Here is a 23,738-nt window from a genome sequence, read left to right as displayed (position 1 = left end):
CAAAAAATATCTCTTACATTCGAATAAACAATATATAAATAGCATGTAATGTCCATGCTAATGCTAATCCAAGCGTCAGTAATTTTTCACGTTTAGGATAGATTTTTCGCTCGTGTAAAATGGATAAAATTTGTTGTAATCCACACCAGATAGGTAATGAAATCATCAAAAATAAAAAAACTTTACCAATTTCTTTATTGGCTATTTTAAGAATATAAGAACGTGTTATTGCATCGCCAAAAGGAATAATAAATGCCAAAATGACAAGCACAACTGGTAAAAAAATTGCAGCCCATGTACCGCCTAAAGCAAATAATCCTTTTATGACTTTTCCATCAGTATTTTTAACTTGAATTTGTTGATTTTTCATTAATTCAATACCACTCACTTCAATACAAATAAAAATAAAAAAATCGAAACAGTTAGCATCACCATCCACAGTCCCGCAATCAGTAATAATGCGTTAGATTTTTTATTAAATATTGTGCAAGGTAAAGCTTTGGGTATTAAATTAAACCAAACTATTGAATGGTAAACACTAATAAATAATGCAATACAATTAAGCATCACAATAAAAGGGCTACGCAAAAAGAAGATAAAACGGTAAAACTCATCTTGTCCAACAGTGTTAGTGTACATACATATTACGCCATACATTAAAACTAAACTTACCCAAATCATCGAAAAAGGAACTAATTTATGCATAATTGAAATTATAAAAGAGCGTTTTACATCGGTTTGAGTCGTATCAAGGCAATTATTGGTATTTTGTTGATTCATAAATCTCTCTTGGTAGCATTGTGTTTTATGCTAGTAATAGTTTGGTAGTTTTTTACTTGGTTATTACAAGTGTTAATCTGCTTTATCTTGCTAACTTATAACAATTCATAATATAACCTTTTAATACAGCAATACTATAAAAAAGTACGTCTAATTTTAGTGAGTAGTCATGCTTGGATAAAAAAGAAAGCCCAATATAAAGTAAGTATCAGAATTATCATTGCTATATTACTTATATTTTTAATAATGCATAGCAAGGTAAATCCATCTAACTAAGGCGATCGAAAATATAAATATAATAAACCTAGTGGAGCAAGTAACCAAGCAAAACCAAAACACAGCGCCATTGTCCATATTTTTACTATTAAGAACAATTCTGTTCGTACAATAAATAAATTATCCCCAACTATGTAATTCACAACACCTTCATAAACAAATCTAGAATATGGATATAATCCCCATTGTATTAAAATACATATACCTAAATATATACTTTCAGGATTTTTAAACTTAAATATGATTAAACAAAAAAGCGGTACAACAAATATTAAACAAAATAGATATTGTCGTATCAAATAACCTAGAGTTAATGCCCCAAATGTTTTTTTTAGAAAATTAGCCATAAAACCCATTCTTAATATTTATCTTTTATTGTACTTTGATTTAAGAGATCATTTTTATAATTTTTAAATTCCAGAATCATACAAACCAGCCATATTTTTATAAATTAAAAATAATAATATTATATCGTTTTTGAATAATGCTTTAATTTGCTTCTGGTTTATTTTAACAAGGTATTTTTATAATGCAAATTAATGAAATTATAAAAGGGCCTTTACATCGGTTTTAGTGGTATCAAGGCAATTATTGTTACTTTATTGTCATAAGTGTTAATTTGCTCTATGTCGTTATTCTAAAAGCAAATCATAAAGAGTTTTAATATATCATATGCTAAACAAAAGTACGCCAAAAACAACATTAATGTGATCTCTGTTTTATTGATATATAGGATCTTTATTAACACAAATGAAAACAATAAAATCAATTATATATCCAAATTTTTATCAATTATTTGTAAAAAAGAATTGAGCTATTCACACTTCATGATTGAAATAATCCTCTAAAAACATCATAAGATGTTTCACCTGAAATTGCTTTATATAATTTAACCGTATTATCAACTTAATATTAATAATTAATTGTTTTTATTTATTAAGCTATTTTTTCCTGATTGAGAAAAATAACGCATATGATTCATTGCTTCTTGAATATATTGATAATTTGGCACTTCATCAACTTCACGATTATGTAAATCCATATAATGACTAATACCTAATCGATTAACAAGATAAATATTATCAGATGTTCTCACCGCATAAGAACTATAATTAGACATCAAAAGCCAGTTACGGTCAGTTATAGGATTAAATAAATCATAACCTGTCGAATAATCGCTTATATCATTTTTCACATATAAATAATGTTTCATTAGGGTTGGAACGACATCTTCATGGCTTGTTATTTTTGTACTATTATTTTTAAGGCTCTCTAATTCTTTACCACCAATAATAATAAAAGGCACCTTTGTTTGTGCATCTGTGTAATTACCATTATGCCCCCAAAAGCCTAATTTATTATCATTCATCTCTTGAGCATGATCACCTGTAATAATCAATATTGTATTATCTAACGAACCTGATTCTACAAGCTCATCATAAATATTTTGTAGTAAATAATCATCATAATAAACACTTTGCTTGTAACGATTAAAAATAGGCAAAGGATCGGTGTCATTACTCAATGTCATATAATTAAGATCACCAATAGGTTTGAATTTCACCGAAAAATCGTCAGGAAAGTCATAAGCATGAGGAGCATCATAAAATAAAAAAGAAAATGTCGGTCTAGATGTATCTCGTAGTTTATACCATGCAAGCCAATCATCAGTAATTTGTTTATCTCGATTAGATGCCGAACCATCTTTACTACTAATTCTTAAATTTTTAATGGTAACAAAGGCTGTTCGATCAAATTCTGGAGCAGTCACTTTAGCTGACGTAAAAATCCCAATATTATAGTTTTCTTTCTGTAGTGTTGTGATAAAGAGTGAAGGAACACTATTTCGTAAAAATGAATCCCAATAAGTACCAGGAATACCATAAAACAAACCAAAAATACCTGTACGTGTTGCATTACCAGTTGAATAATGGTTATCAAAAATGACCCCATTATTCTGCTTAACAAAACGAAATGTATTAGGCGAAATTTCTTCACTAAACGTATCATATCGCCAAGAATCCAAAACAATAAACATAATATTTTTAGTTTTTTTATTTTCTGGATTAATCACCAAAGGATTTTTCGGGTAATCAACACTAGCATTACTATTATCTTTGTTATACACGACTTTTCGTTGCCCTTTTTCGTCAAAAAAATTCATGATTTTTTTCGACGTAAATGGTCGATAAAGTGGAATATATTCTTTCACTACCATAATAGGCGAATAAGCATAATAAAATGCAATCATGTGCACAACATGACTAATTAAAAATGAACTAAAAAGAAATATTGTTGATAATAAAACAATTCTTGAATTTTTATGCAATGAAGTTAATTTGTTATTGAGCAAGTAAAGAATAAAATACTCGGTGCAAAATACAACAACAATAAGCGTAAACATTAAAAAATAGGTAATTATCGAAAAATCGACAACCTGTCCAGACAAAACCATGGATAAGACAGATTGATTTACGTGAAATCGATACTGTTGAAATACAATAGTATCGATATATAATCCAATTTGAATAAAGCTAAATATTGCAGCTAAAATAATATTGCGAATAACTTGTTTAAACCATAAAAGAGGTATACAAACAACCAAAAGTAATAAATAAGCCGAGAAAAAATGCCCCAATACAGCAAATATTGAAAATGCCACACTCGGCCAATTAAATGATGCCTCAGGGACAAGAAAAAAACGAATTGATAGTATTGATGAAATAAATAGATTAATTAAGGCAAAATAGTATAATTTTTTCATAGTGTTAAGTAAGTTATTAATTCATTATAATAAGAATTTTACTGTATTTTATATTGAAACATAGTCTTTCCTGAAACTTTTTAACAAACTAGCACTAAAAAAATACGATTCTAATAAAATTTTAATAAAAAAGGCTCAATTTAGAGCCCTTTTAGTTGAATGAAATACAGTTATCGACGATCTGCAAAAATTCTTAACAACATAATGAATAAGTTAATAAAATCAAGATAAAGGGTTAGTGCACCTAAAATAACAAATCGCCTAAACATATTAGGATCATCCTGCGATAATTGATCGCCTAACTCTTTCAGTTTTTGTGTATCATAAGCTGTTAATCCAGCAAAAACAAATACACCAATATACGTAATAGCCCACATTAATGGCTGGCTTTGCATGAAGATATTAACGAGCGAAGCAATTACAACACCTACTAATCCCATAAATAAAAAGCGTCCAAAACCAGACAAATCACGTTTAGTGGTATAACCATAAAGAGCCAAAGCTGCAAACATTCCAGCAGTAATAAAAAATACACTTGCTATTGATGATGAAGTATAAACAATAAAATAAATCGAAAATGTGCAACCATTTAAAACCGAATAAAGCATGAATAATGTTGTCGCAACAGCTCCAGAAAGGCGATTAATCAATGCAGAAATGGCAATAACTAAAGCAAATTCAGCAATAAGCAATACCCACATACCTTGATATAAAACGTTCAAAAGCTCATAGTTATTGGATGCAAACCAAGCAACCAGAGCTGTTAATAGTAATCCGACGGTCATCCAACCATAAACATGACTCATGTATGTTTGCACGCGATTACTAGATTGTTCAATAATCGAACCATTAGGTGAATAATTTCTCATTAATTACCTCTCGTTAAAAAAGAATGACATAACTTAATATCATTATATACTAAATAAATACTAATACCATTTTCTCAAAGCTTCTTTATCTGTTTTTTTTGCTTCAACCCAAGTTTCGCCTTGGGGCGTTCGTTCTTTTTTCCAAAAAGGCGCTTCGTTCTTTAATACATCCATAATGAACTCTACTGCTGCAAACGCATCTGAACGATGTGCGCTACTTGCTCCCACAAAAACAATCTTTTCGTTTGCGCTAATTTCACCTACTCGATGAATTACCGCAACTCGACTTAATTGCCACCGCTCTCTAGCTTGGGCTATGATATTAGCCAAGACTTTCTCTGTCATTCTTGCATAATGTTCTAAAAATAAGCTTATCGTTTGTTTTTCATTACTACGAACTTTGCCCATAAAAGAGACAACAGCACCATCTTGTGGTAATTGTGAAAGCCAATCGTTTAACTTATTAATATCAATCGGCTGCTCACTAACCTTGATAAGATCCATAATATTATCCACCTGTTACAGGAGGAAAGAAAGCGATTTCATCGCCTTCTTTCACAATATAATCAAAATCAACCAACGTTTGATTTACAGCGCATAAAACAGAGTTTTCCTTAAACGCCAAAAACCATTGTTCACCACGCTCACTTAACTGATCGATAAGATAGGAAACTGAAAGTTGATTAGCATCTAACATAACACTCTCAGTCCCAACTAATTCTCTAATTTGAGCGAAAAAAATAACTTTATTCATTTTCTATCTATTAAACCTTTTGAGCAATAAACTCCCCTGACCTACCACCACTTTTCGTCAACAATCTTACTTGAGAAATCACCATATCTTTTTGAACCGCTTTGCACATGTCGTAAATGGTTAATGCTGCAATAGATGCGGCAACCATTGCTTCCATTTCAACACCTGTTTGCCCATTCAATCGACAAAGCGATTGAACTCGGACACAATTTTTTATTTGATCTACTTCTATGTTAATTTCAATTTTACTCAAAAAAAGTGGATGACAAAGCGGAATAAGCTCCCAAGTCTTTTTAGCAGCTTGAATCCCTGCAATTCTTGCTGTTGCAAAAACATCGCCTTTATGATGTTTACCCTCAATAATCATCTTCAATGTTTCAGCATTCATTAAGACTAATGACTCAGCTCTTGCTTCGCGTGTTGTTATTAGTTTTTCTGAGACATCAACCATACAGGCTTCACCTCGCTGATTAATGTGCGAAAATGATTCGCTCATCCTTTAATCCCTACTATTTTATTAATTATCAATTTTTACCAAGATAGCAAATTTTATTAATAGTTACTACTAATCCTTTTAAGGCTATTAATGTAATAAATCTAGATGAATAAAAACTAGATTGTTTTTATAACTTTTGCGGGTTATGTAAAAACTGCGTACAATATAGTTTTATATAAATTATAATATCTGTGATTTTTTAATGCTTATCGCTCATATAGCCTTACCTGTACCACTTTACCAAATATTTGATTATCAATTAACTAAACCAGCTCAAGTTGGAATGCGGGTTAAAGTTCCTTTTGGTAAACGTGACGCAATAGGAATTATTGTTAGTATTGACGAAAAAACTGAATTTGATATTGAAAGCTTAAAAACGATTACAACTGTTATTGATACTGAACCTGTTTTTACACCTTCTATTTGGCGGTTGTTAAACTGGGCTGCTAGTTATTACCATTATCCTATTGGCGAAGTTCTTTTTCATTCTATACCTGTTTTATTACGACAAGGGCGAAAAGCAATCAAGGAAGACACCAAACGATGGCAATTAACTCAATTGGGTAAAAATATTGATTTAGAATCGTTATCACGGACTCCGAAACAAAAATTATTATTATCATCATTCAGAAATAATACTCTTTCTGAAAATGACGTAAATAACACTATTTATAAAGAATTACAGAAAAAAAATCTTATAGAACAAGTAAACTGCCAATCCGATAATATTCAATGGCAAACCAATTTTTCAACAAATACTAGTTCAATTCAGCTAAATAAAGAACAGACCTATGCTATAGAAACAATCAACAACAAAAATCATCAATTTGAAGTATTTTTATTAGAAGGAGTGACTGGATCGGGTAAAACAGAAGTATATTTAAATATACTATCTAATATATTAGCTACAGGTAAGCAAGCATTAGTACTAGTTCCAGAAATTGGGTTAACACCACAAACAATTGGACGTTTCAAAAAACGCTTTAATGCGCCAATTGATATTTTGCACTCAGGATTAACGGATAAACAAAGACTCACTGTTTGGCTAAGAAGTAAACATGGTGAAAATGCTATTGTTGTTGGCACTCGCTCATCACTTTTTACTCCTTTTAAAGACTTAGGAATGATTATTATTGATGAAGAGCATGATAGTTCCTATAAACAACAAGAAGGTTGGCGTTATAATGCCCGAGATTTAGCAATTATTCGAGCAAAATTTAACAATGTTCCAATTGTTTTAGGCTCCGCAACACCGTCGCTTGAAACACTCAATAATGTACAAAATCACAAATACCATTTATTACAATTAACCGAAAGAGCCGGTAATGCAATGCTAGCCAAACAGTCAATTTTGGATCTGCGTGGGTTAGTACTTACTGCAGGTTTATCTCAACCATTAATTGAACAAATAAAAAAACATTTATCTAATAATAATCAGGTAATGCTATTTTTAAATCGCCGAGGCTTTTCACCATTGTTAATATGCCATGACTGTGGATGGATTGCTGAATGTCCTCGCTGTGATAGACCTTATACACTACATCAAAAACAACACAAACTTATATGTCATTATTGTGATACACCGAGGACGATTCCTAAACAATGCCCAAAATGTGGATCAACTCATTTAATGCCTATTGGATTTGGAACAGAACAACTTGAACAACAACTTGAAATCCTCTTTCCTAATATTAAAATTAGCCGCATTGATCGAGACACAGTGAATAAAAAAGGCGCATTAGATAACTATTTACAAAGTATTCAACAAGGTGGCGCACACATTTTAGTTGGCACGCAAATTTTAGCTAAAGGGCATCATTTCCCGGATGTAACTTTAGTTGGAATTGTCGATGTTGATGGGGCATTATTCTCAAGTGATTTTAGGGCAACTGAGCGATTTGCACAAATTTATACTCAAGTATCAGGAAGAGCAGGTCGTGAAACTAAAGCTGGACAAGTTATTTTACAAACATATCATCCAGATCACCCTTTACTCAATATTTTACTAACTCAAGGTTATGAAAAATTTGCTAAATTAACGTTACAAGAACGGCAACATACACAATTACCTCCGTTTAGTTACCAAACATTAATTCGTGCAGCTGATCGTAACAATCATTACGCTCCAGCATTCTTACAACATGTGCATGATTGGCTAAAAGAACATAGTAATAATACTTTATGGCAGTTGGGGCCAATGCCTGCAAGTCAACCGAAAAAAGCAGGATATCATCGTTGGCAATTACTACTTCAACATACAAGTAGACAACAATTACAGAAAATTTTGGATCAACTATTAATCGTAATAGGAAAATGGAGTGAAACATCAAAAGTAAGATGGAGTATTGATGTCGATCCCATTGATAATTAAAGTGATATTATCTCCACCAATACTAATTAGTGGAGATAATAAATTATAATATTATTTTACCAGCATTTTTATCCAATGTTGCCTGTCCAATACCTGAAACTTCCTTTAGCTGCTCAACTGAAACAAAAGGACCAAACTTTTCTCGGTATTCTATTATCTTCTGAGCTTTACTTGCCCCAATCCCAGTTAATACTTTTGATAATTCTTCTGCTGTTGCAGTATTGATATTTACTTGAGCAACTTGTTTTTGTTCTTGTTTAACGGAAGTTGGTGTTTCTGGAACCGAATTAGCAAAGCTTATGTTCGAAAAAATAAAACTTGATAATATAATACATAATAGTGAAAATACTTTCATTTGATTAACCTCATAAAATAGTTACGCAATTAAATTTGCTTTATAACTATCTCACTTCATCAAATAAAAAAATTTCATTAATAATAAAAATGAGAAAAGCCACCTAAGTGACTTTTCATTTTTTCAATTATTTCTACTATTTTGGGAGTTAAATCACAAATTGGAATCAGGCATAATTTCTATCTTAGCCTTAGAGCGTATGTCAGCAGCAAGATAATAATGCATATTATTAATAAATAAAGGTAATAACTCAGAAGAAATATCTTCATATTCTTTTGGGGTATCTACCTTAGTTAGCGCAACAATATAAGCATTTTTATCATCTAAAAACTCCACACCATAAACAGTCTTCCCAGATACTGAAGGATTTAAATTAAAGACCATATTAACAACTTTTTGATCAAGTTCTGTTGAATTTCGATTCAAAACATATTTTTTTGCAAATTGGACATTTTTGGCTTTTCCAGTTTCGTTAAGTTGAGTCAATATATTATCAACACTAGATCTAAACTGGCTTTGAGCCTTTTCTGTAAAAAGTTTTTTATGAATATCATCTTTAACCTCATCAAATGGAGCTATACCTTCAGGGCGATAATCAACTGTTTGTACAACAAAATCAAACTTCCCAAAACTCCTATCTACAGGTATTAAATCAGAAATTTTATCCGTTGCCTTACCATCGACTATCATTTCTTCACTAAAAATCACATCCCTAACCTCAGGATGAGCAGCAAGTGAAAACTTATCGTTGAAAGATATCCAATTTGAGGTCTTTACTTCAAATCCAAGTTTGTTAGCAAGCTCTTCAATACTTTTAGGAGAATCATGTAATGCAGTTTTAATTTTATTCTCTTCATTTTCTAAAGCTTTTTGTATTTTTTGTTCAGTGAGTTTTGGCTTGATTTGGTATTTAGCATAATCGAAATCCATAACTTTTTTAGGTTGTATACCATCTAATTTCACTATTGCGTAACCACTATCAACGGCTATTGGCGATGAGATTTTCCCTACTTTCTTTAATTGAGCATCTTTAAAAACTTGAGGTAATGAATCATCATCAGCAAACCAGCCTAATGAACCATTTTTGCCATAAGGTGAAATATCATGATTCTGATTAACAGTTTTAGCAATAGTATCAAAATCAGCTCCAGACGAAAGATCCTTTGCAATTTCATTAGCTTGTTCTTTATTAGTCACAAAAATTACACTATAAGCTCTCTTAGCTGGATATGAATAAGTTTTAATATTTTTATCATACTCATTTTTAATTTCTTTTTCAGTAACGCTAATTGTTTTTCTCAAAGATTCGTCAGAAGTCATAATATATTTAACTTTTACACGCTCATTTTTAAAAAAATCTTTTGAATGTTCGTTATAATATTTTTGTTCATCATCTAACGTAATATTCGACTCATCAATATCACTTACAGAAGCATTAACAGAAGTAGCATATACACTTCTAGTTTGATTTTTAAGAGAAGCTATTTCAGAATCAATTGGCAGAATAAAATTACTATTTATTATAGCATTAACAGTCTGTTGTTGCTGTAATACAGTTCTTATAATTTCAGCATAACTATCTGGAGTAAAATTATTTTCAGCTAGAAGGTTTAAATATGTCTGATTATCAAATTTACCATCTTTAAAAAACTCTTTTTGTTTTTTGATAAACTTTTTGATTTGATCATTACTAATAGCTACACCAACTTTTTCTGAAAATTTATAAGCTAAATAATTATCAATTTGATAAGATAAAACATTACGGCGTAATTTTTTGATAAAAGAACTATCGCCTCCAGCATTCGCTGTTACTGCTCTAGCTTGAGCTTCGAATTCGGCCCGACTAATACCTTCACCATCAACTTTTGCGATATATTTCTGTTGATCTTGAACACTTACACTGCCACCAAAGCCTAGAAATCCGACGCCAGTGAAAATAAAACATAAAATAATTATTGCAAAAATAATCTTAACAACAATATTATTTGCTGCTGTTCGGATTGTCTCCATCATTTATTGCGATTCTCCATACCAAATGTTGAATTGTAAAAGTATAGCATATTTAACTAAATTGGCTATTGTCCGAATATTATGTACTACAAAAAAAAGATCAACATAGAGTTGATCTTTTATTAAATTAATAAATAACTAGTTTAATATAGCAGGACTATCAACGCTATTTTTTAATTTCTTAATAGTTTTTCTAGTTATTGGTACTGACTCTACACCAAATGGATTATTCTGCAATGCAATTGTAAGCACATCATCAATCCATTTTACTGGATGTATATCAACTTCAGATTTTACATTATCAGGAATATCTTCCAAGTCTTTAACATTATCCATTGGAATCAATACAGTTTTAATTCCTCCTCGGTGTGCAGCTAATAATTTTTCTTTTAATCCGCCGATAGGTAAAACTTCACCACGTAATGTTATTTCGCCAGTCATAGCAACATCAGAACGAACTGGATTACCCGTTAATGTTGAAATTAGTGAAGTACACATTGCGATACCTGCACTCGGTCCATCTTTTGGCGTTGCTCCATCAGGCACATGTACATGGATATCGCGTTTTTCATAAAAATCACTATTAATACCCAATTTTTCTGCACGAGATCGAACAACTGTTAATGCCGTTTGAATCGATTCTTGCATAACATCACCTAATGAACCAGTGTAAGTCAATTTTCCTTTACCTAGTACACTTACTGATTCAATAGTAAGTAAGTCTCCACCAACTTCTGTCCACGCAAGACCAATAACTTGCCCAATACGGTTTTCATTATCTGCCTTACCGTAATCAAAACGCTGTATTCCCAAGAAATCTTTTAAGTTATCTTGTGTTACCGTTACTTTTTTCAATTTGCTATTTAATGCTAATTGCTTAACAACTTTACGACAAATTTTTGCAATCTCTCTTTCTAGATTTCGAACTCCAGCTTCCCGTGTATAATAACGAATGATTCCAATAATAGCTGAGTCATCAATACTAATTTCTTTTGATTTCAAACCATTATTTTCTATCTGCTTAGCAATTAAGTGTTGTTTTGCTATATTCAATTTCTCATCTTCTGTATAGCCAGAAAGACGAATAACTTCCATCCTATCCAATAATGGCGCAGGAATATTCATAGAGTTAGCCGTTGCAACAAACATCACATCAGATAAATCGTAGTCAACTTCTAAATAATGGTCACTAAAAGCATTATTTTGTTCAGGATCAAGCACTTCCAATAATGCAGATGCAGGGTCGCCACGCATATCCGATGCCATCTTATCTATCTCATCTAATAAAAATAACGGATTCTTAACCCCCACTTTTACCATACGTTGAATTAATTTACCTGGCATTGAACCTATATATGTACGCCTATGTCCACGTATCTCAGCTTCGTCACGTACACCACCAAGCGCCATTCGTATATACTGACGCCCTGTCGCTTTAGCAATTGATTGTCCAAGTGAGGTCTTCCCCACACCAGGAGGACCAACTAAACATAAAATTGGACCTTTAACTTTATTAACACGCCCTTGAACTGCTAAATATTCTAAAATTCTATCTTTTACACGTTCAAGTCCATAATGATCTTTATCTAAAACTTTTTGTGCAGCTTCAATATCTTTTTTAACGTTACTACGCTTATACCAAGGAACTTGAAGCATCCAATCAATATATCCCCGAACAACCGTTGCCTCAGCAGACATCGCTGGCATCATTTTAAGTTTATTAAGCTCAGCTAATGCTTTGTCTGTAGCTTCTTTTGGCATTTTAGCTTTAGTAATTTTTTCTTTTAATTCTTCATATTCATCAGGTTTATTATCTATATCGCCTAACTCTTTACGAATCGCTTTAATTTGCTCATTTAGGTAATACTCCCTTTGAGCCTTTTCCATTTGTTGTTTAACTCGGTGTCGAATATTTTTTTCAACTTGTAGTAAATCAATTTCTGATTCCATCAATGAAATAAGCAATTCAAAACGCTTTATAAGATTAGCGGTTTCTAAAATCTCTTGTTTTTGTTCAACTTTCAAGAATAGAGTTGCAGCAATAGAGTCGGCTAAACGTGAAGGCTCTTTCAAAAAATGTATAGAATCAACAATTTCCTGAGTTATTTTTTTGTTTAGTTTTGAGTATTCATCAAAGTTAGATAAAGTCAAGCGTATCATGGCTTCACTTATATCCGCGGCTTTTTTTACTTCACTTAATGGTTTGACTTTTGCAATAAAATATTCATTGTCGTTGTTCTCAACAATGTCATTCATTTTAGCTCTTGCAATACCTTCAACAAGAACTTTTACTGTTCCATCTGGCAATTGAAGTAATTGTAAAACATTAGCCACAGTTCCGACATCATATAAATCATCTATATCAGGATCATCTTGAGAAGGATTTTTTTGGGTTACAAGAAAGACTTGCTTATCCATTTCCATTGCAGCTTCTAAGCAACGTATTGATTTACTTCTACCAACAAAGAGAGGAATTACCATATGTGGAAATACAACAACATCACGCAATGGTAAAATAGGCATAATCATTTGTTTAGTTCGTTTTATTTTCATTTTATTCTCTCTAGTAGTACAAATCTATTAGATAAATATTGGGGTCATTTTTAGATATTCAAGCCTATCTTTTTTGTTTTAACATACACTAATTCTAGAACATCTTGACAGTATTTACGGAAATTCTGCTTTAATATTAATTTGAGGTATAGCTCTTGCCATCATATCTATGATGGCAAATATATATTTCAAGCCGAGATTTCAGCATCTTCACGATGGATTAATTTCGGTGCTAGAGATTGTTCAACGGTTTCTTTTTCAACAATTACTTTGTTAATAGTATCCATTGATGGTAAGTCATACATTGTATCTAATAATATATTTTCAACAATTGAACGCAAACCTCTCGCTCCTGTTTTTCTTTGCATCGCTTTTATAGCGATAGCATCCAAGGCTTCTCTCGTAAACTCAAGTTCAACACCATCTAACTCAAACAAAGTTTGAAATTGTTTAGTCAAGGCGTTTTTAGGTTCCGTCAGAATATTAATTAAAGCATTTTTATCTAATTCGGATAATGTTCCTATAACAGGTAATCTTCCGATAAACTCAGGAATTAAACCAAACTTAACTAAGTCTTCAGCCTCAATTTTAGCTAATAGCTCCGACTCAGAAAGTTTATTTTTAGTACTTGTTACCTCAGCACCAAAACCTATTCCTGTGTTAATTGATACACGATTTTCAATGACTTTATCCAAACCACTAAATGCACCACCACAAATAAATAGAATTTTTGAAGTATCTACTTGCAAAAACTCCTGCTGAGGATGTTTACGTCCACCTTTTGGCGGAACAGAAGCGATAGTGCCTTCAATAATTTTCAATAAAGCCTGTTGAACTCCCTCACCAGAAACATCTCTAGTAATAGATGGGTTATCCGATTTTCGTGAAATTTTATCGATTTCATCAACGTAAATAATACCCCTCTGAGCTTTTTCAACATCATAATCACAATTCTGTAATAATTTTTGAATAATATTTTCTACATCTTCACCAACATAACCAGCTTCAGTTAGTGTTGTTGCATCAGCCATAGCAAAAGGTACATCTAAAAAACGAGCTAATGTTTCAGCTAATAATGTTTTACCGCTACCAGTTGGTCCTATAAGCAAAATATTACTTTTGCCTAATTCAACATCACTACGACTAGCATGGTTACGTAAGCGCTTATAATGATTATAAACAGCAACAGATAAAACTTTTTTAGCTCTTTCTTGACCAATTACGTATTCATCAAGATGCTCTCTAATTTCGTGTGGTGTTGGTAATGGTTTACTAATAAACTCTTCATGAGAAAGAAAACTTTTTTTCTCTTCTTTTAAAATATCATTACATAATCCTATACATTCATTACAAATATAAATAGATGATGGACCAGCAATAAGTTTACGGACTTCATGCTCACTTTTACCACAAAAAGTACAATAGAGTAATTTTTCTGAACTTTCTTTATTCACGTTTATCACCTACCCAACATTAAGATCGTTTACTATATATGGCATCAACTAAACCATATTCAACTGCTTTATCGGCAGACATAAAATTATCACGGTCGGTATCTTTTTCAATCACACTAATATCTTGACCTGTGTGCATTGCTAAAATATTATTTAGCCGGTTTTTTACCTGTAAAATCTCTTGTGCATGTATTTGGATATCAGAAGCCTGTCCTTGAAAACCACCTAATGGTTGGTGAATCATGACACGTGCATTTGGTAAGCAATAACGTTTACCTTTAGCTCCAGCTGTTAAAAGCAATGACCCCATTGAACAAGCTTGTCCCAAACAAATTGTACTAACATCTGGTTTTATAAATTGCATTGTATCATAAATAGCCATGCCAGCTGTAACAACCCCACCAGGTGAATTGATATACAAATAGATATCTTTATCAGGATTCTCTGCTTCTAGAAATAACATTTGAGCAATAATAAGGTTTGCCATATTATCTTCAACTTGACCCGTCAAAAATATAACTCGCTCTTTTAATAACCGTGAGTAAATATCATAAGCTCGTTCACCCCGAGAGCTTTGTTCAACTACCATTGGAATAACACCCATATATGATTCAAAAGGCATTTTTATCTCCTAATTAACAAAATAGCCCAAACAGATAATACATATTTGGGCTTAAAAGTGAGCGTTTTTAAATTAAATGAAAAAGCTAATAGATTAAGCTATCTGCTGATTCATTAATTCAGAAAATGAATAATTCTTTTCTGTTACTTTCGCACTAGCTAATAACAGATCTACAACTTGATCTTCTAATGCAACAGCTCGAATATTCTCCATCGCTTTTTTATCTTTATGATAATATTCTGAAACTTCTTTTGGATCTTCATATGCAGTCGCAATTTCATCAATTAATGCTTGAACACGCGATTCGTCTGCAGTTAATTTATTACTTTCAATTATTTCACTAAATAATAAGCCTGTAGCAACACGTTTTTTAGCCTCAGCTTCAAATAGTTCTTTCGGTAATTCCATACCTTGTTTGACATTACCGCCAAAGCGAGATAAGGCTTGTTGACGTAACACATCAATTTCACGATCGATTAATGCCACAGGTACATCAATCTCATTATTTTTAACTAAACCATCAATAGCTTGTGTTTTAACTTTGTTACGAATTGTTGCGTTGAGTTCTCTTGTCATATTTTTACGAACTTCAGCTCTCAAACTTTCAACGGTACCATCTACAATACCAAAGCGTTTAACAACGTCTTCGGTAAGTTCAGGTAATTCAAGTTCTTCAACCTTTTTAAGTGTAGATGCAAATACAGCAGGTTTACCTTTTAGGTTTTCAGCATGATAGTCCTCAGGGAAAGTCACATTAATATCAAACTTATCACCTACTTTATGACCAATAATTGCATCTTCAAAACCTGGAATCATACGACCTTGCCCTAATACTAAAGCAAAATCATTAGCCTTACCACCTTCAAACTCGGCACCATCAACTTGACCGACAAAATCCAAAGTAACACGATATTGCTCTTCAGCCGCTTTTTCAACTTCTTTCCAAGTACCTTGTTGTTTGCGTAATGTTTCAATCATTGTTTCAACATCTGCATCAGCAACTTCTGCAACTGGTTTTTCAACTTCAATTTTATCTAAATTTTCAACTTTTATTTCTGGGTAAACTTCAAATTCAACAGTAAATGTATAATCTTCACCATTTTTATATTCTTGTGGAGTATAAGTCGGAGCTCCAGCTGGATTTAATTTTTCTTGAATAATAGCGTCAACAAAATTCCGTTGCATCAAATCGCCTAAAGCATCTTGTAAAATAGAAGCACCATAACGTTGTTCAACAATTTTTAAAGGCACTTTTCCTTTACGAAAACCATCAATGCGTACTTTTTTTGCTTTATTAATAAGCTCTTTATCAACCGCTTTTTTAATATCTTCAGCTTTAATTGTAATAGATAAACGTCGACCTAATCCTTGTGTTGTTTCTACCGAAACTTGCATGTTTATACCTCGAAATTATTGAATATTATTTGCTCATAATTATATAAAAACGATAATTGAGCTAAAAAATTAAAAAATAGGCATGCATTATACCGACCGCAATCGTCTACGTCGAGACATTTAATAGTTTCTTCTCAAGCGCTTTCAAGCGTTTATTCATTTCGTCAATATGTAAAACTAATGATGCCGTTTTTCGCCATACTTTGTTTTCTTGCAATGGAATACCTGATGAATAAACACCTGGCTGTGTAATTGGGCGCATTACCATACCCATACCTGTTACTGTAACTTGGTCACATATTTCCATATGTCCATTAATAACACTTGCACCACCAATCAAACAATGTCGACCAATAGTTAAACTTCCAGCCATAATAACGCCACCAGCAACGGCCGTATGATCTCCAATTACATCGTTATGAGCAATCTGACATTGATTGTCAATAATAACACCATTACCAATAATAGTATCATCAAGAGCACCGCGATCAATTGTCGTTGAGGCACCAATTTCAACCTTATTGCCAATGACAACACGCCCTAATTGAGGAATTTTAACCCACTTCCCTTTATCATTAGCATAACCAAATCCATCTGCACCAATTACAGTCCCAGATTGAATCAGGCAATTTTCTCCAATAATACAATTATGATAAATAGAAACATTAGCCCATAATTTTGTACCTGCACCTATTGTTGTATTTTTTCCAACAAAACACCCTGCACCAATGATACAATCGTCTCCTAATATCACACCGCTTTCGATAACAGCGTTAGCGCCAATAGAAACATTACTACCTAATTGAGCAGTCGAATCAATCACTGCTGATGTAGCTATATCCTTAGCTGGAGCTGGAGTAGTATCTAGGTATTGTGCTAATTTTGCATATGCAAGGTATGGATCTTTTACAATAAGGGCTGCACCATTCCAATGCTCAAGACCCTCTTCTGTCATTACCACAGCAGAAGCTTTGCATTCTAATAAATTCTTTTGTAATTTCTTATCAGATAAAAATGTAATTTGACCTGATATAGCACTATTCATTGATGCTATACCAGTGATGGCTAAATCACCATCACCATATAACCTAGCATCAAGTTGCTTAGCTAATTGCTCTAAACGAAAGGAAAACATTATTTTTTAACCTTTTCCAACACTTTGTCTGAAATGTCAACCGCATCTGAAGCTGATAAGGTGGCTTCTGCTTTTAAAATAATATCGTATTTTTCTTTTGCGACTATATCTTTAATAGCTTCTTGGATTTTAATTAATAATTTCTCTGCTTCTTCTGTTTCACGCTTACGATAATCTGCAGAAAAAGCCTTAGCTTTATTTTCAAAATCAGAAATTGTTTTATTTAATTTCGTTTTTTCAGATGAAGACAATGTTAAACCATCTTTTTTTAATCGTGCAGCAGCTTCATTTGCTTTCTTTTCTTCAGCTTGTAATGATTTAGCTCTTGCTTCAAATTCACTATCCAATGCTTTACCAACCGATTCGCGTTGCGGCATACGTTGTAATACTGACATAACATCGACTACACCAATTTTTACTTCAGCATTTACAAAGCTTGCAAAAAGTAATGCCGTACTAACACTAAGAAAATATATAATTTTTTTCACTTTAATCACCTATTTGTTTTCTATTTTATAACATGGAATTACCATGTAGAACCTATATTAAATTGAAACTGTTGAGTTGAATCACCATCATATTTCTTAAACGGTTGAGCATAAGAAAAGACTAAAGGACCTAATGGAGACATCCATTGCACAGCAAGCCCAGCAGACATCCTAATATCCGATGGGGAACTATAATCAGGGATATTTTTTCCTTTTAAATTCCATTCAGTATCCCATACAGTACCTGCATCGAAAAATAGTGATGTTCTAATATTATCAGCATATTTTTCGCTAGCAAATGGCGTTGGAAGTATTAGCTCTGTACTTGCAAAAGCTATAGCATTACCACCTACAGCATCTTTTGATTTTGTACATCCAGATGTATTATCTAAGCTATCGCAAACTCCACTTTTATTAAGATATACCGCTTTAGGACCTACAGTATTTGATTTAAACCCACGTAGCACAGAGGCACCACCAGCATAGAAGTTTTCATAAAAAGGTAACTCTTTTCCACCTAAACCGCCACCATAGCCTAATCGAGCACGAGTTAAAAAGATCCAGTTATGGTCATTGTCAATAGGATAATAGTAAGACGCATCTGAGACTAGTTTATAGAACCTATTTTCAAATAATGGTGCTGTAACTTTAGCATTAGCTGTTATTTTAAGTCCATCAGTAGGGAAAAATCCACGATCTAAAGAGTTATATGTCCAATAAGCATTTAACAATAAATCATTAGTATCAAATGAAATAGAACTTTTATTGTTCACTTTTTCACCCATAGAGTTGAAATAACGCCACATTCCATATTGCGCTTGCATACCAGATAACTTATGGTTAGCAAATTCAGAACCAAAACGAACAAAATTATTTTCACTAATTGGGAATCCTAAATTAGCTGATGCGCCCCAAGTCTTACTTGAATATTCTGATTCATCATCTTTATCGTCATTTTTATAGGTATTATAATAAATACTACCCCCTAAACTTACACCATCAACAGTAAAATAAGGATCAACGATAGAAATAGATGCAGTTTTATCTGTATCAGTTGTGTTAACATCAAATGAGACACTGTTACCTGTTCCCAACCAGTTATCTTGAGAAATACCGGCATTGAAACTAACACCACTATCAGAACCAACACCAATACCAAATTTGATACTACCAGTATTACGTTCAGCAACTTTATAAATAATATCAACTTGATCATCAATACCAGGCACACGTTCAGTATTAGCTTCAACAGTATCAAAAAATCCAAGTCGGTTTAAACGTTCTTTACCTAATTCAACTAATCCATTACTTAACCAAGCCCCCTCCATTTGTCGAAGCTCACGGCGAATTACACTTTCGCTGGTTACAGTATTGCCAACTATTTTAATTTTACGAACATAAAAACGTTCACCCACATCAACAAGAACAACTAATTTAACCGTATGTGCGACATCATCCATTTCAGGCTGAATTGATACTCTAGGGTACGCATAACCGAAATTAGCAAGTAGACGCTTAACGCCATCTTCAATTTCAGTAATTTTTTTACCATTATAAAGTTCACCAACTTTTACTTTTTCATTAGCAATTTTGGAAATCTCGCCTTTATGGCCAGCAAAATTACCCATAAATTCAAGTTGAGATAACTTATACTGTTCACCTTCATGAATATTAACTGTAACGTATATGCCTTTTTTGTCTGGCGTTAAACTAACTTGCGTTGACTCAATGTTAAAACGAGCATAACCACGATTTAAATAAAAACTTTGTAATTCATCTAAATCTGCTGCCAATTTTTGTTTTTGATATTTGCGATCTCCAAACATATTCCACCAAGGTACTTCATCACGCAAAGTAAAACGCGAAATAAGTTCTTCAGATGAAAAAGCTTTAGCACCAACAATATTAATCTGATCAATTAGTGCCGATTTACCTTCAGCTACAACTAATTTTAAATCAACACGATTACGTGACAACGGAGTTACAACAGCTTTGATTTGAGCATTATATTTACCAACACTATAGTAAAAATCTTCTAAGCCTTTTTCTATACCAGAAAGCATAGTACGATCTAATGCTTCACCTTCACGAATACCCGAACTATCTAGGTTTTTTTTCAGCATCTCATCTTTAACAGACTTATTACCAGAAAAAGTTATGTTAGCAATAGTAGGGCGTTCTTGAACATGAACAATTAACCTATCACCATCACGAGAAACGGTAATATTATCAAAGTTTCCACTAGAATATAGTGATTTAATGATACGGCCTAAATCAGCTTCATTAACATAATCACCGACTTGAATAGGCATTTCAAGTAATGCTGCTCCAACAGTAACACGTTGCAAACCTTCAAATTTGATGTCTTTTACTACAAAATCATCAACACAAAATGCATTGGAACTATATACTGCTGTAGTACTAAACAACAAAGATGCTATAAGTAATTTATTTATTTTCATCGTAAATGTTTATAACCTCATCCCATCACAATCGTAAAATATCATTAAATAGTGCAATTCCCATTATTACCATCAATAAAAAAAAGCCAATACGAGAAAATCGTTCTTGTACTTCATTTGATAAGGCTTTACCTTTTATCTTTTCAAATAATAAAAAAACAAGGTGCCCGCCATCTAACATAGGTAATGGAACAAGATTGATAACGCCCAAACTTATACTAATAAAAGCTAGAAAATATAAGTAAGAGGTAAAACCATAACTTGCTGTTTGCCCTGCGCTTTTTGCTATTGTTATTGGTCCAGACAAATGTTTTAGACCAATAACACCTGTTACTAATTGATAAAGCGAACGAATCGTTAACTTCGTGGTTAACACTGTTTGCGCCATACCTTTATTAAAACTTTCTAAAAAACCATACTGCATAATTCTTGCATCAGACTTGGGATACAAACCAGCGACACCTTTTCCATCTATTCCAATAGTTGGCACGAGTTTAAGATAAATATCTATATTTCCTCGATTAACCTTTAACATCATTGCTTGAGCTGTTTTAATTGTATTGGAAAAATCATTCCAATCAACGTATGAGTGATCATTATAACCAATAATTTTATCCCCAACACGCAGACCTGCTTTCTCAGCAGCCGAACCCGATACAATTTTACTCACAATTGGATAAACTTTCACCTTTTCAGGAACAAAACCAAATGCGGTAATTGTCGAATCCTTTTCTATATCAAAATGCCAATTACTGATATCTACATTTTTTTTAACTTCTTTCTGGTTATCATCACCAAAGCTATCGATATAAGAAAAAGACACATTAGCTTTTCCCATTGCCGCAATTAAGGCTAAATTTACGTCATTCCATGTTTCTACTTTTATATTATCAATAGTTTTCAATTCTGCACCAGCTGGTATTATTACTGTAGAAGCTGGTGTATTAGGTATAACTTCTTTTATTTTAACAGGATAAACAACTACACCCATCAAAAAAATGATCCAATAGATAATTAAGGCTAATATAAAATTAGCAAATGGACCAGCAAAAATAATTGCAGTTCTTTGCCAAATTTTTTTTCTATCAAATGCAAAGTTTTCGTTATTGCTTGATAATGTTGTTGCTCTACCGTCGAGCATTTTAACATAACCACCAAGCGGAATCATAGCAATTACCAATTCGGTTCCGCTTAAAAATTTATGAGACCATATTTTTTTACCAAAACCAATTGAGAAACATTCAACTTGAACCTTGCACAAACGAGCAACACAAAAATGTCCAAACTCATGAATAGTAACTAATATACTCATGGTAATAACAAACAATAACAGCGACCACAACAAAATCTATTACCTTTTATAATAAGTAAAAAGCTAATGTAGCAAAAACAGGAACGGCAGCAGTTAAGCTATCAATGCGATCTAAAATTCCACCATGACCAGGAATTAAGTGACCACTATCTTTAATATTTGCTTCACGCTTAAACATACTTTCAGTTAAATCACCTAAAACCGAAACTAAAATCGCTAACAAAGAGCTAATAAAAAATGTACTGAAAGTCATGTCAAACATGTTAAGTATGTAAGCAATTAAACTAATTGCAATTGCTACACTAATACCGCCTATGAATCCTTCTATAGTTTTACCCGGGGATACTTTTGCCGCTAATTTTCGTTTACCAAATGATCGCCCAACAAAATAAGCTCCAGTATCTGTCGCCCATACTAGCACAAAGACGTAAAGCAACCAAATTGCACCCGTATAAGAATTAGAATTGTAGTTAATTGCTCTTAATTCGACCATACTAATAAAGAACGGTGCTAGCGTAAAAAAAGCAAATAGTAACTTTATAAAGATTGAATTACACCAATACTTTGTCGTGGTTGGATAGCTACTTACTAAAAACAAAGCAGTTAACCACCATATGATTGATAAAAATAAAATTATACTATATAAATTCATTTTAAATTCAATAGAATCCGGAACCAAATAAAGTATGCCCAATAAAATAACTGTTGAAAAAGAAAAAATTAATTTTAAATATTTTTTTCTAATATGAAGAAACTGAGTCCACTCCCATGCGGCTACTCCACAAACCAGAATAATAGTGAAAGAAAACACGGGTAATGGAACAAAAAAAAGAACTGCTACCACAAGCGGAATAAGCACAATTGCAGCAAGTATGCGATGGATTAACATGAATGCTCCTTATTATGAATACCACCAAAGCGTCGTTCTCTGGCATTAAATGCATTGATTGCTTCATCGAATAAAGATTGATTAAAATCAGGCCATAAAGTATTGGTAAAATAGAGTTCAGAATAAGCAATTTGCCATAACAAAAAATTACTAATTCGATATTCTCCGCCAGTACGAATAACTAAATCCACTTCAGGAAATTCGCTCATACACATTGTTGAGTCAAAACGATCCTCAGTAATATCATCTAAACTGATTTCTCCGTTAGTAACTTGCATAGCAATTTTTTTTGCTGACTGCAAAATATCCCAACGTCCGCCATAGTTAGCAGCAATATTTAGTACTAGTCCAGAATTGTTTTTCGTTAAATTTTGCGCATGAATAATCATATTTTGTAAATGTTCACTAAAGCGAGAAATATCACCAATAATATTCAAACGAACATTATTTTTATTTAAACTTTTTATCTCACGATTTAATGCATAAATAAAAAGGGAAATTAGGGCAGAAACTTCATTGTGTGGACGTTTCCAATTTTCACTACTAAAAGCATATAAAGTAAGGACTTTTATCTTTATTTTTGCCGCATAAGCTACAATTTTTCGAACTGCTTTCAAGCCTGCTCGATGCCCAATAACTCGTAACTGATTATGTTGCTGTGCCCAGCGACCATTACCATCCATAATTATAGCCACATGACTAGGAATAGATCTTTCTTGTGTCATGCAATATCTCATATTGTCGCAATCATTA

Annotated in this window: 21 protein-coding genes; 1 reads left to right on the top strand and 20 read right to left on the bottom strand. The window is 32.5% G+C overall.

The window, feature by feature from the left end; genetic code table 11:
• Positions 1 to 13: 13 nt before the first annotated feature.
• The 8 genes from frdD to moaC all read right to left on the bottom strand — a co-directional run bounded on the left by frdD (position 14) and on the right by moaC (position 5,939).
• Complete coding sequence (frdD, locus tag ACGH80_RS03435; protein ID WP_411630536.1) at positions 14 to 370, bottom strand: fumarate reductase subunit FrdD; 357 nt, start codon at positions 368 to 370, stop codon at positions 14 to 16.
• Between the two features lie 14 nt (positions 371 to 384).
• Positions 385 to 780, bottom strand: coding sequence for a hypothetical protein (locus ACGH80_RS03430; RefSeq protein WP_411630535.1), 396 nt, complete (start codon positions 778 to 780; stop codon positions 385 to 387).
• A 272-nt stretch (positions 781 to 1,052) separates the two neighbouring features.
• Positions 1,053 to 1,403, bottom strand: a complete 351-nt coding sequence (locus tag ACGH80_RS03425; RefSeq protein ID WP_411630534.1) for a hypothetical protein — start codon at positions 1,401 to 1,403, stop codon at positions 1,053 to 1,055.
• 572 nt (positions 1,404 to 1,975) lie between these two features.
• A complete protein-coding gene (locus tag ACGH80_RS03420; protein ID WP_411630533.1) occupies positions 1,976 to 3,820 on the bottom strand; it encodes a sulfatase-like hydrolase/transferase in 1,845 nt (614 codons plus the stop codon).
• A gap of 170 nt (positions 3,821 to 3,990) precedes the next feature.
• Complete coding sequence (locus tag ACGH80_RS03415) at positions 3,991 to 4,689, bottom strand: Bax inhibitor-1/YccA family protein (RefSeq protein ID WP_085165522.1); 699 nt, start codon at positions 4,687 to 4,689, stop codon at positions 3,991 to 3,993.
• Positions 4,690 to 4,749: 60 nt separating this feature from the next.
• On the bottom strand, positions 4,750 to 5,193 hold the full coding sequence (gene moaE, locus ACGH80_RS03410) for a molybdopterin synthase catalytic subunit MoaE (protein WP_296300277.1): 444 nt from the start codon (positions 5,191 to 5,193) through the stop codon (positions 4,750 to 4,752).
• A 4-nt stretch (positions 5,194 to 5,197) separates the two neighbouring features.
• Complete coding sequence (gene moaD, locus ACGH80_RS03405; protein WP_065560773.1) at positions 5,198 to 5,443, bottom strand: molybdopterin synthase sulfur carrier subunit; 246 nt, start codon at positions 5,441 to 5,443, stop codon at positions 5,198 to 5,200.
• Positions 5,444 to 5,453: 10 nt separating this feature from the next.
• Positions 5,454 to 5,939: a cyclic pyranopterin monophosphate synthase MoaC gene (moaC, locus tag ACGH80_RS03400; RefSeq protein WP_065590346.1), complete on the bottom strand. Its 486-nt coding sequence runs from the start codon at positions 5,937 to 5,939 to the stop codon at positions 5,454 to 5,456.
• A gap of 202 nt (positions 5,940 to 6,141) precedes the next feature.
• On the opposite strand from moaC, the gene priA reads away from it, so the two are divergent.
• Positions 6,142 to 8,310 (top strand): primosomal protein N', encoded by a 2,169-nt coding sequence (gene priA / locus ACGH80_RS03395; protein WP_411630532.1) that lies wholly within the window; start codon positions 6,142 to 6,144, stop codon positions 8,308 to 8,310.
• A 43-nt stretch (positions 8,311 to 8,353) separates the two neighbouring features.
• On the opposite strand, the gene ACGH80_RS03390 is transcribed toward priA, so the two are convergent.
• The 12 genes from ACGH80_RS03390 to ACGH80_RS03335 all read right to left on the bottom strand — a co-directional run bounded on the left by ACGH80_RS03390 (position 8,354) and on the right by ACGH80_RS03335 (position 23,710).
• Entirely contained in the window at positions 8,354 to 8,665 is a 312-nt protein-coding gene (locus tag ACGH80_RS03390) for a ComEA family DNA-binding protein (RefSeq protein ID WP_065590344.1), read from the bottom strand.
• Between the two features lie 153 nt (positions 8,666 to 8,818).
• Positions 8,819 to 10,678, bottom strand: a complete 1,860-nt coding sequence (locus ACGH80_RS03385) for a SurA N-terminal domain-containing protein (protein ID WP_174798757.1) — start codon at positions 10,676 to 10,678, stop codon at positions 8,819 to 8,821.
• Positions 10,679 to 10,813: 135 nt separating this feature from the next.
• Complete coding sequence (gene lon, locus ACGH80_RS03380; protein WP_411630531.1) at positions 10,814 to 13,228, bottom strand: endopeptidase La; 2,415 nt, start codon at positions 13,226 to 13,228, stop codon at positions 10,814 to 10,816.
• Positions 13,229 to 13,416: 188 nt separating this feature from the next.
• The gene (clpX, locus tag ACGH80_RS03375; protein WP_411630530.1) at positions 13,417 to 14,691 is read right to left on the bottom strand and encodes an ATP-dependent protease ATP-binding subunit ClpX; all 1,275 of its coding nucleotides are present in this window, start codon (positions 14,689 to 14,691) and stop codon (positions 13,417 to 13,419) included.
• Between the two features lie 10 nt (positions 14,692 to 14,701).
• Positions 14,702 to 15,304 carry an ATP-dependent Clp endopeptidase proteolytic subunit ClpP gene (gene clpP, locus ACGH80_RS03370; RefSeq protein WP_065590340.1) on the bottom strand — a complete coding sequence of 201 codons (603 nt, stop codon included), beginning with the start codon at positions 15,302 to 15,304 and terminating at the stop codon, positions 14,702 to 14,704.
• A gap of 93 nt (positions 15,305 to 15,397) precedes the next feature.
• The gene (tig, locus tag ACGH80_RS03365; RefSeq protein ID WP_411630529.1) at positions 15,398 to 16,699 is read right to left on the bottom strand and encodes a trigger factor; all 1,302 of its coding nucleotides are present in this window, start codon (positions 16,697 to 16,699) and stop codon (positions 15,398 to 15,400) included.
• 106 nt (positions 16,700 to 16,805) lie between these two features.
• Positions 16,806 to 17,834 (bottom strand): UDP-3-O-(3-hydroxymyristoyl)glucosamine N-acyltransferase, encoded by a 1,029-nt coding sequence (gene lpxD / locus ACGH80_RS03360; protein ID WP_411630528.1) that lies wholly within the window; start codon positions 17,832 to 17,834, stop codon positions 16,806 to 16,808.
• Entirely contained in the window at positions 17,834 to 18,322 is a 489-nt protein-coding gene (locus ACGH80_RS03355; protein WP_065590337.1) for an OmpH family outer membrane protein, read from the bottom strand. Before ACGH80_RS03355 ends, lpxD begins: the two co-directional genes overlap by 1 nt.
• 38 nt (positions 18,323 to 18,360) lie before the next feature.
• A complete protein-coding gene (gene bamA, locus ACGH80_RS03350) occupies positions 18,361 to 20,784 on the bottom strand; it encodes an outer membrane protein assembly factor BamA (protein WP_411630527.1) in 2,424 nt (807 codons plus the stop codon).
• Between the two features lie 25 nt (positions 20,785 to 20,809).
• A complete protein-coding gene (rseP, locus tag ACGH80_RS03345; RefSeq protein WP_296300344.1) occupies positions 20,810 to 22,126 on the bottom strand; it encodes an RIP metalloprotease RseP in 1,317 nt (438 codons plus the stop codon).
• A 16-nt stretch (positions 22,127 to 22,142) separates the two neighbouring features.
• Entirely contained in the window at positions 22,143 to 22,985 is an 843-nt protein-coding gene (locus ACGH80_RS03340; protein ID WP_296300261.1) for a CDP-archaeol synthase, read from the bottom strand.
• Positions 22,979 to 23,710 (bottom strand): isoprenyl transferase, encoded by a 732-nt coding sequence (locus ACGH80_RS03335; RefSeq protein ID WP_296300259.1) that lies wholly within the window; start codon positions 23,708 to 23,710, stop codon positions 22,979 to 22,981. The genes ACGH80_RS03340 and ACGH80_RS03335 overlap by 7 nt, the downstream gene beginning before the upstream one ends.
• Positions 23,711 to 23,738 lie beyond the last annotated feature (28 nt).

Origin of the sequence: Gilliamella sp. BG1 (assembly GCF_046635625.1) — a bacterium.
GTDB classification, from domain to species: domain Bacteria; phylum Pseudomonadota; class Gammaproteobacteria; order Enterobacterales; family Orbaceae; genus Gilliamella; species Gilliamella bombi.
Note: the sequence above shows the minus strand (reverse complement) of the source record. Positions and strands in the feature narration are given on the sequence as shown.